7 protein-coding genes are annotated in these 16,957 nt (G+C 33.7%); 4 read left to right on the plus strand and 3 right to left on the minus strand.

What is annotated here, in order from left to right:
* The first annotated feature begins 48 nt into the window (after window positions 1-48).
* The 4 genes from pulA (at window position 49) to G9F74_RS17050 (ending at window position 12,931) form a co-directional block, all read left to right on the plus strand.
* Window positions 49-2,619, plus strand: coding sequence for a type I pullulanase (gene pulA, locus G9F74_RS17035; protein ID WP_016108555.1), 2,571 nt, complete (start codon window positions 49-51; stop codon window positions 2,617-2,619).
* Between the two features lie 781 nt (window positions 2,620-3,400).
* Entirely contained in the window at window positions 3,401-4,378 is a 978-nt protein-coding gene (locus G9F74_RS17040) for a SagB/ThcOx family dehydrogenase (protein ID WP_001290973.1), read from the plus strand.
* Between the two features lie 32 nt (window positions 4,379-4,410).
* Entirely contained in the window at window positions 4,411-11,421 is a 7,011-nt protein-coding gene (locus tag G9F74_RS17045) for a non-ribosomal peptide synthetase (RefSeq protein ID WP_016108554.1), read from the plus strand.
* 55 nt (window positions 11,422-11,476) lie between these two features.
* Window positions 11,477-12,931: a pyridoxal phosphate-dependent decarboxylase family protein gene (locus G9F74_RS17050; RefSeq protein ID WP_000164820.1), complete on the plus strand. Its 1,455-nt coding sequence runs from the start codon at window positions 11,477-11,479 to the stop codon at window positions 12,929-12,931.
* A gap of 88 nt (window positions 12,932-13,019) precedes the next feature.
* Here the strand turns inward: G9F74_RS17050 and G9F74_RS17055 are convergent, their stop codons facing one another.
* The 3 genes from G9F74_RS17055 to G9F74_RS17065 all read right to left on the minus strand — a co-directional run bounded on the left by G9F74_RS17055 (window position 13,020) and on the right by G9F74_RS17065 (window position 16,752).
* On the minus strand, window positions 13,020-13,976 hold the full coding sequence (locus tag G9F74_RS17055) for an alpha/beta hydrolase (protein WP_000857948.1): 957 nt from the start codon (window positions 13,974-13,976) through the stop codon (window positions 13,020-13,022).
* Window positions 13,977-14,887: 911 nt separating this feature from the next.
* Window positions 14,888-15,889 (minus strand): alpha/beta hydrolase, encoded by a 1,002-nt coding sequence (locus G9F74_RS17060; RefSeq protein WP_000577691.1) that lies wholly within the window; start codon window positions 15,887-15,889, stop codon window positions 14,888-14,890.
* A gap of 401 nt (window positions 15,890-16,290) precedes the next feature.
* Window positions 16,291-16,752: a GNAT family N-acetyltransferase gene (locus G9F74_RS17065; RefSeq protein ID WP_000140903.1), complete on the minus strand. Its 462-nt coding sequence runs from the start codon at window positions 16,750-16,752 to the stop codon at window positions 16,291-16,293.
* Window positions 16,753-16,957: the final 205 nt, after the last annotated feature.

Genomic DNA, 16,957 nt, shown 5'->3' on the forward strand with positions numbered 1-16,957 from the left:
TACGAGCATAATAAATCGCTCGTACTATTTAAAGAAAGGGTGTATGTGGTGCGAATAACAAAAAGATTAATTAACAAATCAGTTTTATTACTTACTATAATCGTTATGTTATCATCTGTTTTCTCTTTTCAGAATGTGAAGGCAGTTTCAAATTCAAAAACAACTGAAATTATCGTTCATTACAAAGAGCAGTCTGGAAACACAAAAGACTGGAATCTTTGGATGTGGGGAGAAAATGCAAATGGTAAATCATATGAATTTACTGGTGAAGATGAATTTGGAAAGTACGCAAAGATTAAAATAGATGGTGACTATAATCGTGTAGGATTTATTATTCGTACGAATGAGTGGGAAAAAGATGGTGGCGATCGTTGGATTGAAAATATAAAGGACGGTCGTGCTGAAGTATGGATTCTTTCGGGTGATGAAAAAGTATATAACTCTAAGCCTTCTTCAGATCTCACAATTCAAAAAGCTACTATTGATAGTTTTAATGAAATCACTGTAACGACTAATGTTCCTTTTAATAGTAAGGAACAGAAAATTGAAATTGAGGGCATTAAAATTAAGGAAATTAATCCTTTTGATAAAAATGGTGGAGATATTACTAATAAGGTGAAAATAATTACAGAACAGAAAATTGATTTAAAACAGACATACAAAGTTAAAATAGAAAACTTAGCTTATACGAATACTGAAATCGGTAAAGTCATTCGTAGCGAAGAGTTTGATAAATTATTTTATTATAGTGGTAACGATCTAGGGAATATATATTCCCCGCAACATACAAAATTCCGTGTATGGGCTCCTACTGCGAGTGAAGCAAAGTTAGTTACATATAAAAAATGGAACGATAAAATAGGTACTGAAATAAACATGCAACAAGGTGAAAAGGGAACTTGGAAAGCAGAAATTAAAGGGAACCAAAAAGGTCTCTTTTATACGTATAAGGTGAAAATTGGGGATAAATGGACTGAAGCAGTTGATCCATATGTGCGTGCTGCTTCTGTAAATGGAGATAAAGGTGTAGTCATTGATTTAAACGAAACAAATCCGAAAAAATGGAAAGCAAATAAAAAACCGGAATTTAAAAAACCGGAAGATGCTATTATTTATGAATTGCATGTACGCGATCTTTCCATCCAACCTGAAAGTGGCATTAAACAGAAAGGAAAATATTTAGGGGTAACAGAAAAAGGAACAAAAGGGCCTGAAGGTGTAAAAACAGGACTTGATCATATGAAAGATCTTGGTGTTACGCACGTTCAGTTTTTACCGATATTTGATTATGCATCAGTCAATGAAGAAACTTTAAATGAACCACAATACAACTGGGGATATGACCCGAAAAACTTCAACGTCCCAGAGGGCTCCTATTCTACAAATCCATATGAGCCGACTGTTCGAATAACTGAATTAAAGCAAATGATTCAAGTGCTACATGATAATAATCTTCGTGTTGTAATGGACGTAGTATATAACCATATGTATAATGCGGCTGAATCTAATTTTCATAAGTTAGTTCCAGGTTATTATTACCGATACAATGAAGATGGAACATTTGCAAATGGAACTGGAGTAGGAAATGATACTGCTTCAGAACGAAAAATGATGAGGAAGTTTATGGTTGATTCTGTCACATATTGGGCAAAAGAATACAATTTAGATGGATTCCGTTTTGATTTAATGGGCATTCATGATTATGAAACAATGAATGAGATACGTAAAGCTGTTGATCAAATTGACCCTTCCATTATACTGCATGGAGAAGGCTGGGATTTAAATACACCTCTTGCAGCTGAGTTGAAAGCAAATCAAAAAAACGCGGAGAAAATGAAAGGGATTGCTCATTTTAACGATAATATACGTGATGGATTGAAAGGTAGTGTATTTGAAGAGAAAGAAAATGGTTTTGTAAATGGAAAGCAAAACATGGAAGACCGTATTAAAAAAGGCATTACAGCAGGCATTGACTATGATACAAATTCGTCTACCTATCAAGATCCGGAACAGGTATTAACTTATGTGGAAGCTCATGACAATCATACATTATGGGATAAACTTGAGTTAACTAATCCAGGTGACAGTGCAGAAGTGCGAAAACAAATGCACAAATTGTCTTCTTCAATTTTATTAACATCACAAGGAATTCCATTTTTACATGCAGGGCAAGAGTTTATGCGCACGAAATATGGTGATCATAACAGTTACAAATCTCCTGATTCAATTAACCAGATGGATTGGTTACGCCGTGCAGCATATAATAATGAAGTAGATTATATGAAGGGCTTAATAGATTTACGCAAAAAGTACCCAGCTTTTCGAATGACATCTACTGAGCAAATTAAAAAGCATATATCATTTATAGATGCTCCCAAAAATGTTATAGCTTATTCAATAGATGGAAAGGGCAATGGGAATAAAAATGAAAACTTTATGGTGGCTCACAATGCAAATAGAGAATCCGTTGACATAACTTTGCCATCGAAAGGTCCTTGGAAAGTACTAGTAGATGGTAAGCAGGCAGGTAGTAAAACACTTTATGTTGTCCATAATAATAAAATTAAAGTTCCTGCATTAAGTTCATTCGTTTTAAAAACAGCGAAACCGATTAAATAAAAGCAAGTCATGTGGAAGTATATACTGAATTGAGTACATGTAATAAGGATTGTACATGCAAAAAGCGAAGTGACGGTTATTTTCACTTCGCTTTTAAAATTAAATTAATATAATTTCACATACTGTAATTATATTACAATTTAATAAAGGAAATAGACAAGAAATTATTTCTATTGTAACAGTAGGAGGAGAAGATATCTTTGTATTAATTCCTACAAATCGTTTAAAAAATAGCAAACATGAAAAAGTATATGGAATTAAAATAGAGAAAAGACACCATTTAAGGTGTCTTTTCTCTATTTTAAATACGATATGTTAGTAAATAACTTGTATGTAAAAGTAAGTTGCATTTTCACACTAACTTCAAAAGAAAAATATTAAATTCTTTTCTTAAGCTATATGTAATAAATCTCATTAGAAAATTTTATTGCTATAACAAATAAAACTTTCTCAATATTATTGTGTTTAATAACTATATCCATCTGCTTTCCAATCCATTACAATAATTTCACATTGGAAATACACGAATATTCCCAATGTTCTAAATGGTTTATACCTTATAGGATTACTATGGGAAAGGATGTGAAATGTCTAATAAAAAAATATTTTTTATGATGAAATAAAAAATTTTAATGAAGAAAAAGTTATTTTATTATTCTCAAGCTTTATTGAAGTACATGTATTTATAATCACTTCGAGACAAGAGGAAGAATCTAAAAATTATTTTTGTAGATTAGAAAAGTGTATTTGAAAATTAAGTTAAAAGTTTATGGAGGGTTATATGAGCGAGAAAATTTATTATTGGTCTCCTATTAAACATTGGGAGAAGTTGCATAATGAAGTTTTGATAGGGGAAATGAGATTTACAGGTATTCTGTCTGAGTGGTTTCCTGAGTTTTATTTTTTGACTCAAAAAGGTGTGAAAATTAGTGAACTAGTAGAACGCTTTTCTTTAGGAAATGTAGAAGAGACACAAAAAACAATAGAGCTTATGATAAAAAATCGTGTGTTAGTAAGTAACATATTACACCCAAGAGAAGTATTTTCCACACAAGAAAAGATTTTTCCAAATCCATATAGCGACCAGATTCGCTTTTCTAAAGAATATTTAGATATGTATATGAGTGAACAATTGAATCGAACGCACGTTTCTGCGCGACCAGCCGAAATTCAACTTGAAACAACAAATGAGCTACCAACTATAATCAAGGAGCGTAGGTCTTGTCGCCAATTCGATATGAAAAAACATATTAGTTTTTTAGAATTTTCCCAATTCATATCAACTCTAAAACAGGTTAGGAAAGAAAATATATACTATCATTACGCAAGTGCAGGCGGGCTCTACCCTATTGATATCTTTATTTATATAAAACCAAAACGTATAGAAGGTATGAAAGCTGGATTTTATTATTATAACCCATCAAAAAACTGTCTTGTGATTGTAAATAATATTGATCAAGTAATCAAAAGTGATCATGAGTTAATTAACCAAGATTTATTTACTCAGTCTGCCTTTTCAGTTTATTTGGTTTATAATGCGAACGCTTCCATCCCAAAATACGGTTCAGATGGATATTTATTTGCTTGTATTGAGTCTGGTATTATCACTGCTACCTTAAATATGGTGGCTGAGACTTTGAATTTAGGCGTTTGTTCAGTTGGTCATATGAAATTTGAAGAGATTGAGCAATTTTTATGTTTGGATAGCCATCAAGTATTTCTCCATGGGCTTGAAGTTGGCTTGAAAATTAACGAATAGATGAAATGAATATTAGGGGGATAAAGATAAAAATGCACATTAAAGATCGAAGTTCGATTCATGAAAATAAAGGGGTAGAGGCGTTTTGGAAGGAGCAGTTATCTTCCGAGGTTCTCGATTTTTCTGTATTTAATAGCGGTTACCAACTAAATAAAGAAAATCCTTGCGAGCACGTTCAAGTCATAATGAATGTAGAGTTTAGTAAAAGTATACAAAAAGTAAGTAAGTCTCAAGATTTATTATTATTTAGTTGGTTACAGGCCACGTTAAGGATTTGTTTGGCACACTATACAGATCAAGAAAAAATTACTATTGGTATTCCTGTAATTGAAAAAAATCTTGAACAAAGCGAGAATCTTAATAAATTGATTCCTTTAGGAAGTGAAATCCATCCTCATCACAGCTTTAAAGAAGTAGTAAATCAGATTGAACAAGCGACTTTATTCGGGTATGACAATCAGAGTTATCCACTTTCTGAATTATTAGCGAAACACCATTTAACTCCTTTTCAAATTGTTATTGGGATGGAAGGATTACATAATAAAAATTCGATAGAAGAATACGCAGAGAATAATTTAGCCATATGGATACGAAGAAAATGGAATGAAATACATAATGAATTTGAATTTCAAATTTCTTTCAAGTCTCATTCATTCTCTTCTTTGCAACAGTTTGCAAATTCATATCTTTATGTTTTAAAGCAAGTGTCAACAAATTCGAATTTGGCTGTGAAAGATATTTGTATCATTTCAGAAGAAGAGAAAGAGTTGCTAAAAGAATTGAATCAAGGTCAGGCGGACATAGAATTGTCTCAATCATTTCAAGATTTGTTTGAGAAGCAAGTATCAAAAACCCCAGATCAAATTGCTGTTGTTTGTAATGATCAATCTTTGACATATAGAGAATTGAATAAGAAAGCAAATCAATTGGCTTCTATTCTTCAAAGTAAAGATGTTTCGACAGAAAGTATTATTGGGGTTATGGTGGATCGGTCATTAGAAATGATCATTGGTATGGTGGGGATATTGAAAGCCGGAGCAGCATATTTACCAATCGATCCTAATTATCCAAATGAACGAATTGAATATATGTTACAAGATAGTCAAGCAAAATGTTTACTGAGCAAGCGAACAGAAGTAGAATTGCCACAATTTGCGGGTGAAGTGCTGTATCTTGATGAGGGGCATTTCTTCCAAGGTGAAGAAAGTAATTTAGTTCGAGAAAGTCATCCTAATGATTTGGCTTATGTTATTTACACATCAGGATCGACAGGAAATCCAAAAGGAGTAATGGTGGAACAGAAATCGCTTGTCCATTTTTTAAGTGTAATGAGAGAAAAAGTAAAAGATAATCATTCATTCTTGTTTCTTGCTAGTGTATCTTTTGATATTTCCCTGTTAGAAATATGTCTTCCTTTAACTCAAGGTTCGAAAGTAGTTATTGCTACAGAGGACCAGTTTGCAACAAAAGAATTGGCTCATTTGGTCAAAGAGCATAATGTGGATCTATGGGAGTCAACGCCATCGCGAATGGAAGTTATTTTGAGTGATCCAGAAGGGGCAAATTTTCTAAAAGATTTAAAATCTATTTTGTTAGCAGGAGAAGCATTTTCCATTGATTTGGTTGAAAAGATTCGATGTATTAGTGAAGCAACGATTTTAAATATTTATGGTCCTACAGAAACAACTATTTGTGCAACAGTAAAGGATTTAAGCACTGCCAAAGAAGTTACGATTGGAAATCCCAATCCGAATTATCATTCCTATATATTGAATAAGTATGGTCAATTAAAACCATTTGGAATTCCGGGTGAACTCTGCATTGCTGGCGTGGCGGTAGCACGAGGGTATCTTGGTAAACCTAAACTGACAGATGAAAAGTTTGTACAGAGTCCATTTATGGTAGGAGAAATGATGTATCATACGGGTGATCTTGTTCGTTGGTTGCCTAATGGGGAGCTTGAATATCTAGGTCGAATGGATCATCAAGTGAAAATTCGGGGGTATCGGATTGAATTAAGAGAAATCGAAAGTCAGTTAAGGGAGTATCCAGAAATAAACCAAGCTATTGTTGTTGATCAAGTATATGGAAATAGGAAATTATTAGCTGCTTACTATGTATCGGATAATAAGGTCCCTTTTGGTGAAATCAGAAAATATTTAAGTGATAAATTACCTGAGTTCATGATTCCTGAAAAAATGATTCAGGTGGAAGAGATTCCGTTGAATCCAAATGGGAAAGTAGATAGGAAAAGGTTATTGGATATAACACAAACTGATTATGTATCAATTCCATATGTTGCCCCGCGCAATGAAATTGAACAAAAATTGGTGCATGCATGGGAAAAAGTTATGGAGATTGAGGGAATTGGTATTCATGATAATTTTTTCGCACTAAAAGGAGAATCGATTAAAGCATTACAGGTAATAAATTTATTAAGAAAAGACTGTTTGAAAATAAGTACAACAGATTTTTTTAAGCACCCTACGATTGCTCAACTTAGTTCTTGTATAGAGGTAGAGCATAAAGAGGAAAGGTTTGAAAATAGACCAACTCATGTTAAAAATTTGTCTAAGCCATTTCCCTTAACAGAAGTTCAGACAGCGTATATGTTAGGAAGGAATTCACAGTTTGAATTAAGTGGTATTTCACCTCAAACATATTTTGAATATGAAACAGAATTGGATATCAATCGTCTTTCAAAAAGTCTTCAAAAGGTAATTCATCGTCATCCAATGTTGCGAGCTGTAATTTTACCAGAGGGAAAACAGCAAATATTAGAAAGTGTTCCTGATTACGAGATTGAAATAGTGAGCCTCATAGATTTAGATGATGGGAAACAAAATGCTCGCTTGCGAGAAGAACGTTCTCGAATGACTAACCATGTATTCCCTTTGGGGCAATGGCCTTTGTTTGAATTAAAAGCCTTTCTTGTAAAAGAAGACACGTATTTATTATGTTTTCGATACGATGCTTTATTAATGGATGGAGCTAGTATGAACATTGTTGGACAGGATTTGTTTCATTATTATTATAAACCAGAGCAAAGATTAGGACCTCTATCTTTTGATTTTCAAGATTACATGTTTATTTATAATGAAATGGAACAAAGCACAGAATATAAAACAGCAAAAGATTATTGGACAAGTAAGCTTCCTGATTTTCCATTTGCGCCTTCCTTGCTGTTAAAAAAGGACCCGATAGAGATTGCTATTCCTAAATTCCAATCACTTACTAAAATCCTAGACAATGAAAAATGGACAAAGCTACGAAAGTTAGCACAAGAGAAAGAAGTAACTCCTTCTGCTCTGCTTTGTACAATATATGGTGATGTGTTGGCATATTGGAGTAATCAACATCGATTGGCAATTAATTTGACTGTATTTAACCGTTATCCTGTTCATGAAGAAGTAGAGAAAATTGTGGGAGATTTCACTTCACTCATCTTGTTGGATATTGATGTAAAACCAGAGCAATCTTTCTTTACTAGAGTAAAAGAAACGCAATCTACTTTATTAGATGGCCTTGAACATCGCCATTACGATGGAGTTAATTTCATTCGAGATTTTACTCGATATCATCAAATGACGCCAAAAGCAGTTATGCCAATTGTTTTCACCTCTATGCTAGCTGGTGCGGGTGCTTTTGCTTGGGAACAGCTTGGTTCACTTCGCCATATTCATGCTCGGACTCCACAAGTGTATTTGGATAATGTGGTAATTGAAAAAAATGGAGAGTTATTAATTAGCTGGAACTATGTTGAAGAATTGTTTGATGTTGATGTGATAGAAGCAATGTTCGCCCAATTTGTTGACTTATTGGAACAATTGGTGAAACAAAGCGACGTAACATCTTTGCAGATGAAAGAATCGGATCAAACTTTAACTGAGCAATACAATGAGACAACAGAAAAAATACCTTCAACTACTCTGTATCAATTATTTACAGACCAAGTAAAACGCACACCGGATGAAGTAGCAGTGGTTTTTGAACAAGATTGGTTAACATACTCGGAGCTTCATAAGCGTTCCAATCAAGTTGCGCACTTTTTAAAAGAACAAGGAATTGGTCTAGGTGACAAAGTTGGTCTTTTAGCACAAAGACGAGTTGAGACAATTGTTAATATGATAGGTATTCTAAAAGCGGGTGCCGCGTATGTACCGATTGATCCTGACCATCCTTTAGATCGTCAAACATATATTTTAGAAAATAGCACATGCAAACTTTTATTAGAAGCTAGTCTTTATGAAGAAAGGCATTTGTCATTATATACAACAGAAGATATGCCTGCCATTGCTGGTCCGGAAGATCTTGCCTATATTATCTACACTTCAGGAAGTACTGGAAAACCGAAAGGAGTAATTATTACTCATCAAGCGGTTTCAAATACAATTCAAGATATTAATCAAAAATATCAGGTAAATGAAGATGATCGTACTATTGGTATTTCTTCCATGTGTTTTGATCTATCTGTATACGATATTTTCGGAACTTTGAGCACAGGTGCAATGTTGGTAATGATTCGTGATCCAAGAGACATGCAAGAATTAATCCGTACTGTCGAACGTAGAGGAATTACAATTTGGAATACAGTGCCTGCAATCATGGATTTGGCATTGGAGCAAGTAGGTTCTCATTTTGAACATTCTTCCTTGCGTTTAGTTTTACATAGTGGAGATTGGATTCCACTTTCTTTACCAGAAAAAATAAAACGACATTTTCCAATTGCAGAAGTAATTTCACTAGGAGGAGCAACAGAAGCATCGATTTGGTCAATTTATTATCCGGTCAATCAGGTGGCATCACATTGGAATAGTATTCCATACGGGATGCCTTTGGCAAACCAAACGTATTATGTGTTGAACTATGAAAAGAAAATGTGCCCTGTTGGTGTAATTGGGGATTTATATATCGGGGGAGTGGGCCTTGCTAAAGGATATTTAAATGATGAACAAAAAACAAATGAAGCATTTGTATCACATCCTGATTTTGGTCTTATATACAAGACAGGAGACTGTGGAAAAATGCATCCTGAGGGATATATTGAATTTTTAGGCCGACAAGATTATCAAGTCAAAATTCAAGGATATCGAGTAGAGTTAGAAGAAATCGCCCATTGTCTTCTAACTTACAAACAAGTCGAACATGCAGTAGTGATTGATCAGACAGATGAGTATGGAATAAAATTTTTAGTCGCATATGTGGTAACTGAGCAAAATATTAGCACAACAGAACTACGAAAGCATTTGCGAGATCACTTGCCAGATTACATGATTCCTTCTTATTTTGTTTATTTGGAACAATTGCCCTTGACTCCAAACGGGAAATTAGATAGAAAAGCACTCCCTACTCCGGCGAAACAAAAAAGTGAAGTATTTATTGCTCCAAAAACTGAAATGGAAAAAATATTAACTAGTGTTTGGCAAGAAGTACTCAAAGTAGATCGGATTGGAGTAAATGATCATTTCTTTGCCTTAGGTGGAGATTCGATAAAAGCTATTCAAGTTTCCGTCAGACTGTATAGACAAGGATTTGAGCTAGAACCAAAAAATTTATTTTCATTTCCTATATTAGGAGACATGGTTCAATTTGTTAAAAAGCTAGAATATCTTCCAAATTCGCAAACAAGTGATGTAAACAAAATGAACGATAATAAAGTTACATCACTAAATGTTAAAGATAAACAGCTTAATCAACATACACTCATCAAAATACAAGAAAAAATGCCCGAAATAAAAATAGAACGTATTTACCCATTGGCACCTTTCCAGGAAGTTATTTATGAGCATGCTGCGACTGAACCTGATACAAATGCATATTTCGAACAAACAATTTGGGCACTTGAGGGGGAGCTGGATATTAATCTCTTTATTCAGTGTTTCCAACAATTAGTTGCTCGTCATGATTCTCTAAGAACCATAATTGTGCAAGATGAACAAGCACAACCTTGGCAAGCTGTTCTACAAGATGTTCAAATGATTTCAGAGATAAAAAACTTGATTGAGATGACGAAACAAGAACAGCAAGAATTCCTAGACCAGTGGATGAATGAAAATTTAAGTCAAGGATTCAAAAATGATGAACTCATGACCCGTCTCTGTATATTCCAACTAGGTAATAACGAGCATAAGGTGGTTTGGAGTTCCCATCATCTATTATGTGATGGTTGGAGCGTCAGCATTTTGATAGACGAATTATTCCAGCTCTATGAAACAATAAATGCGGGAACTACGGCAGAGTTACCTATGGTGAAACCTTTTGAGACATTCATAGATTGGACTGTAACACGTGATCATGAAAAAGCACGTCATTTTTGGCGGGATTATTTATCAGGATACAATCGGAAAATTAGCATTCCTAAAAAGAAAGTACCAACTCAAAGTGAAGGGTTAAATTTCATATTTAAGGATTTAACATTAGATAAGGATTTGACTAATCAGTTACAGACATTTGTAACTAAAAACAATATAACTATGAATTCAGCATTACTGGCTGTATGGGGAATATTGCTTGGCAAATACAACGGAGTGAGAGAAGTAGTATTACCTAATCTAGTATCAGTCAGACCTCCCGAAGTAGAAGGGATTGAAAATATGTTCGGTCTGTTCACAAATGTTTTGCCTATCCGACTAGCATGGACAGAAACGCAATCTTTTGTGGACTTCCTGCAAAAAGTACAACTAGAAACATTGAAATGTAATGAGTATGCATACTATTCATTTGTTGATATACAAAAACAAAGTGAATTAAAAAATCAGTTGACTGACCATCTTTGGGTTTTTGAAAACTATCCGACTAACCCAGCTATCTTTTCTTCAAATGAACACAGAAATTTTGCCATCACAGATTATGAAGTTGTTGATGAGCCGCATGTAAAGTTTGGAATTATGTGCTTCCCTGAAGAGAAACTTACAATAAAGTTTGGATATGATCAAACCGTATATGAAGCGGAAAAAATACAGGAAATATTGAATCACATCCATCAGTTAATCAACACAATTCTTCAAAATCCAATACAGGCAATCGGTGATTACAAATTATAAAAAATAAAAAGGCGAGCAAGAACTCGCCTTTTTAAATAGAATAGGAGTAAACCAAATGACAAAAAACTTGCAGTTATCAGCCGAAGAGATGCGTCAGTTAGGATATCAAGCTGTGGACTTGATTGTTGATCATATGAATCATTTAAAAAGTAAACCAGTTTCGGAAACAATTGATAGTAATATTTTTAGAGACAATCTAATTGAAACAATTCCAGAAAACGGATCCAACCCAAAAGAGTTACTTCATTTTCTTAATAACAATGTGTTTAATCAAATTACTCATGTGGACCATCCTCATTTTATGGCTTTTGTGCCAGGTCCGAATAATTATGTTGGTGTAGTAGCAGATTTTTTAGCAAGTGGGTTTAATGTATTCCCTACAGCTTGGATAGTAGGTGCAGGTGCGGAACAAATTGAATTAACGACAATCAACTGGTTAAAATCAATGCTAGGATTCCCTGATTCAGCTGAAGGGCTATTTGTCAGTGGCGGTTCCATGGCTAATTTGACTGCACTTACTGTAGCGAGACAGGTCAAGTTGAATAATGACATAGAAAATGCGGTTGTGTATTTTTCTAACCAAACTCATTTTTCTGTAGATCGAGCACTTAAAGTATTAGGTTTTAAAAATTCTCAAATTTGCCGAATTGAAACAGATGAAGATTTAAAAATTTCAGTTAGTACTTTAAGAAAGCAAATAAAAGAAGATCGATTAAAAGGAAAAAAACCATTTTGTGTTATTGCTAATGCAGGGACAACGAATTGCGGAGCAGTTGATGCTCTTAATGAATTGGCTGATCTCTGTAGTGATGAAGATGTATGGCTGCATGCGGATGGGGCTTATGGGGCTGCAGCAATTCTTAGCGAAAAAGGAAGGGAGTTGTTAAGTGGAATTCATCGTGCCGATTCTTTGACGTTAGACCCGCACAAATGGCTTTTTCAGCCTTATGATGTTGGTTGTGTACTCATTCGAAATAGCCAATATTTAAGTGAAACATTCCGTATGATCCCAGAGTATATTAAGGATACAGAAACTAATATAGAAGAAAAAGTGAATTTTGGGGAGCGTGGAATTGAACTTTCTCGTAGATTTAGGGCATTAAAGGTATGGCTTTCTTTTAAAGTATTTGGAGTCTCAGCTTTTCGCGAGGCAATTGCTCATGGCATTATGTTGGCTGAACAAGTTGAAGAGTTTTTAAGGAAAGAAAAAGATTGGGAAGTGGTAACACCTGCACAGTTAGGAATTGTTACTTTTCGTTATATTCCATGTGAGCTAACATCTACAGATACAATTCATGAAATAAACAAAAAACTGGTGGAAGAAATTAATCAAAGAGGATTTGCTATGCTAAGTACGACTAAATTAAAAGGAAAAGTAGTAATTCGACTTTGCTCTATCAACCCAAGGACAACAAAAGAAGAAATAATTCAAATCATGATGAACATAAAAGCATTGGCAGAGGAAATAAACACATCGCCTAAACATCTTATATCCGTTTCTCAACCTTGATATATTAGGTGAATTTTACACATTAATAGCCGATTCTAAATGAGAATCGGCTATTATACTATTTACGAGTGTTTTTCTTGTATAGGGATTAAGCCTCAACCTTAGAGACTCTTTTGAAACCGGTCTTTACTGCTTGTACCATTTCGTTTACAGCGTAAATAGATACATCGGCATTTTGATTTAACCCTTCAAACCAGTGATAGGCATTTGGATATAAATGAAACTCGACATCAACACCAGCTTGCGCTAGTTTGCTTACATAGGTTAATGTTTCACTGCGGAATGGATCTAATTGGCCAACAAATGTGTAAGTATATGGTAAGTCACTATAATCCTCCGCTCGGGAAGGCGCTGCATAGGCAGGGATTTTATCCGTTCCATACATTTCTCCTAAATACATTTTCCACCCAGCTTCATTTGCTTTTTGGTTCCAAACAAATCCCTCTTTAATTTCATTCGCTGAAGGTGTATTATTTCGGTCATCAATCATTGGATATAGTGGCATTTGTAAACAAATTGAAGGATATTTTCGATCTCGCGCTAATAATGATAATGCTGCTGTTAGTCCACCGCCAGCACTTACTCCTGCAACCCCAATTCGATTCGAATCAATGTTTAATGACTTTGCATTATCAGCGATCCATTTTAAAGCTGAATAACAATCCTCAATTGGTGCTGGGTAAGGGTGTTCAGGTGCTAAGCGGTAGTCTACAGATACGACCACACAGCCAGCTTCTTTTGCAAATCTCATACAAGTATCATCGTTATCATCTATAGAACCTAAGATATAACCACCACCATGTATCCATAATAAGACAGGTAAAAATTCATTATTTGATTTTGGACGATAAATTCTTAATGGTAACGGATTATCATCAGGTCCAATAATGATTTCATCAGTTAACGAAAGGGATTCATCAACAACGGTAGGTGGTCTCATTTGAGCTATTCCTTCTCTGATTGATTGCAAGTTTTCCGGGCGTAAATCGAGATCTGGAAACATCTCTAACCCTTGTAATAACTCTGGATTTACTCTTGTTTTCATTTTAGCACCTCTATTTGTAATTGTTTTCGAATAAATGAAGTGTATTCTAAGTAGTTTAATTGTGAAAAAACATCACAATTAAATTGTAAATTGAATATGTCTTATCAGTCAACAGAATATTCGGAAATTAGAACCTTTCTCAAGAAGGAGTTTCATGCAACCAGTAATACAAGTGATTAATTTAGGAGTAAAGTGTTTTCATGTCGTTGTAGTTATTTACAAGTAGTTTTCTAATTGAACCAAGAGGTGATCCGTTTTATTTTAATGGCATATTGCAACGGATACATGTTCGAATTCATATTCGGAAAGGATTAATACATTTGTATTCCTTAATATATAATTTAGGAAAATACTCATGGGCCGGCATTAATATAGGAGAACAGTACAAATTAAAATAACTGTTTAAAAAAATTCCTTTTATTTGGTTAGAAAAGGAGTAAATTCTTTTTTCCTTATATAGAATCATGAAGAAGTATGAAAATCAGAATTTATAATTCAAAAGCCAGCTTGAAGTAATTGCAATAATTACTTTGGATAGTAATCTTAAAAAAATAAAAAAAGAGAAGAACTCACCAATGTTCTTCTCTTTTTTTATGTGTAATTAGGGTTTCCATAATTGTAGATATGGATGGTGTAAATGAATGGATGAATAACTTACTCTTAAAATTATAACAGAACAAATAAAGCATTTTATATGTAATATTGCATAAACAAGCTAAACAACAATAATATCTGGTGAATAAGTAGCGCTTTTCCATATGGCGAGTTTATTTCATAGTTTCTTCCTAAATTCTATATCATTTTCCAATCATGCAAGGTTAAGGGAGGTGACAATAGAAAGATTTAAAAATGAGCTCAGTATAAAATAAAACATTATAAGTATAAAATCCTGTACTTAGTAATCTCTTGTTTTAAAGCATGACATTGGGAAAGTGTGGGGAGTTCAATCGATTCTGAATAAAATTGATAGTATCAGTTGCAATTTTTTTACGTTTAAGAACAATCCCAGCATGCCCACATGTATAAATATATCGAGTAGGTTTTTCCCAAGATGCCCACAAGTAGTCCGTATCCTCACGGTGCACATATAGATCGTGCTTGCCTGAAATTAATAAAATATTTTCTTTTTTCACTTTTGGTAATGCTTGACTCGGTTCAGTGATTTTCCAATAATCTATTAAATCATTATACGTTACACCATGATGTTCCAAATCTTTTCTAATGAATTTACCTGGATTTGTCTTCCAAATTGAATATGAAAGTCGATTCGCGTAGAAAATGGATGCCAATACATCAATGTCTGATTCAACAAGAGCTGTTAGGTTTGTAATAACCCCGCCTAAACTGATTCCTATTAAAATCAAGGGACCATTTTTATTTGCTTTAATCCATTTAATCAAAGTTCGTAAATCAGCTACCGCTTGTCTAGTGGCTTGTACAGTTCGTTCAATATTAGCACTTACCATGTACTCTCCACTGAATAGGGATTGGTTGGGTTTTCTTTCAAAATGATAGGGTAGAGTAAAATAATACATATTCCACTTCAAGTTAGTCATATGGTCGTGAAATATTTTTTTTACACGTTCGTTAGAATCCATTCTCCAACCGTGAACGAAGATGACATGAGGTGCATCTTCGTTTTCATGTAAAAATAATTCCCCAGTTACAGAATCGTTGCGTGAATCACCAGATTGAACCGAGCTTTTATATTTGAACTGTCCAACCATGTATTCCTTTTCTTGCTTTGCATGCTTAATGTTAAAATGAATATTAGATGGTTGTACTTTATAAAAAAATTCTATATCCTTTATATCTAGTGCGGTGTTAGAAAGAGAAGTATATTGAAACTCTCCACTTCTTTTTTTGTGCAAATCATACAAGGCGTATCGATCAATGAGTTTTGAAAAAATCAAATTAACTTCCTCCAAAATACATATTGTTTAAAACATGGACAAAATTTATGTTTTATTTATACTGTAAATTAAATTTAAAATATTTTTTTCGTCTAATAGTACGTGCTTGAATTATAAAGCCAGGTGATAAATTTGTATATTATAAAACTAACAATAAAATAAAACCATAAATAATTTATACTACAATTTAAAAGACAAGTTAATATTCTCATTTATATGAGAGAACATTAACTTGCTTATTTTCGTATCAAAAGATACACCGTTTGAAGTAATGTAATTTAAATGATGAACAATGTATCAATTAATATATTTTATTCAGTGATAGTTACTATAGTTTTCGAAGCCGGTAGTCAATGAACCTTACAATATGCATCTTTTGGGTATATAAATAACAATATTCATTAAAGAAAAAGTTTTAATCCTTCATGAGAATCTTTAAATCCTAATTTCTTATAAAATTGCAACGCTTCCTGTCGTTCTTTATCTGTTGTTAACTGTACTAAATGACATCCCCGCAATGTAGCACGTTGAATAGCCCATTTAATAAGTTTAGTTCCTATACCTTTACCACGTTTTGATGAGACTGTCCGTACCCCCTCAATAGTAGCTCTCCAACCCCCTTGACGTGCAATGTAAGGCGTAAATGTAATTTGTTGAAGACCAACAATCTCCGTCCCATCACACGCTACAATCAACTCATTATTTGGATCACAATCAATAGCATGAAATGCTCTTATATAACTATCAGGGAGTGGTGTTTCATAGCGCTCTCTTTTATTGCCTAAAACATCATCAGCAAGCATTTTTACAATATCATCTAAATCATCTGCCGTAGCAATCCTAAATGTTATAGTTTCTGTCACTATTAAAAAACCTCCTTAATGTATGCACTTGTTACTTTTATTTTACTTGTTTAAATACAATAGGTTAAATTATAAAATATTATGAGTCTCTATAACTTTTTCTTATAGATAACATAAAAGCCTAACTTTGGTCTTATCCCTGTCAAGTAGACAGTATTAAAAAGACTAAGCAGCCATCGAGATTCGATATTCTATCGGAGCTCGA

Origin of the sequence: Bacillus sp. EKM202B (genome assembly GCF_011066025.1) — a bacterium.
GTDB lineage: Bacteria > Bacillota > Bacilli > Bacillales > Bacillaceae_G > Bacillus_A > Bacillus_A toyonensis.

Excerpts from the sequence above, each read along its gene's own strand:
- G9F74_RS17040 (WP_001290973.1), top strand. The coding sequence starts at position 3,401 with ATGAGCGAGAAAATTTATTATTGGTCTCCTATTAAACATTGGGAGAAG.
- G9F74_RS17045 (WP_016108554.1), top strand. The coding sequence starts at position 4,411 with ATGCACATTAAAGATCGAAGTTCGATTCATGAAAATAAAGGGGTAGAG.
- G9F74_RS17050 (WP_000164820.1), top strand. The coding sequence starts at position 11,477 with ATGACAAAAAACTTGCAGTTATCAGCCGAAGAGATGCGTCAGTTAGGA.
- G9F74_RS17055 (WP_000857948.1), bottom strand. The coding sequence starts at position 13,976 with ATGAAAACAAGAGTAAATCCAGAGTTATTACAAGGGTTAGAGATGTTT.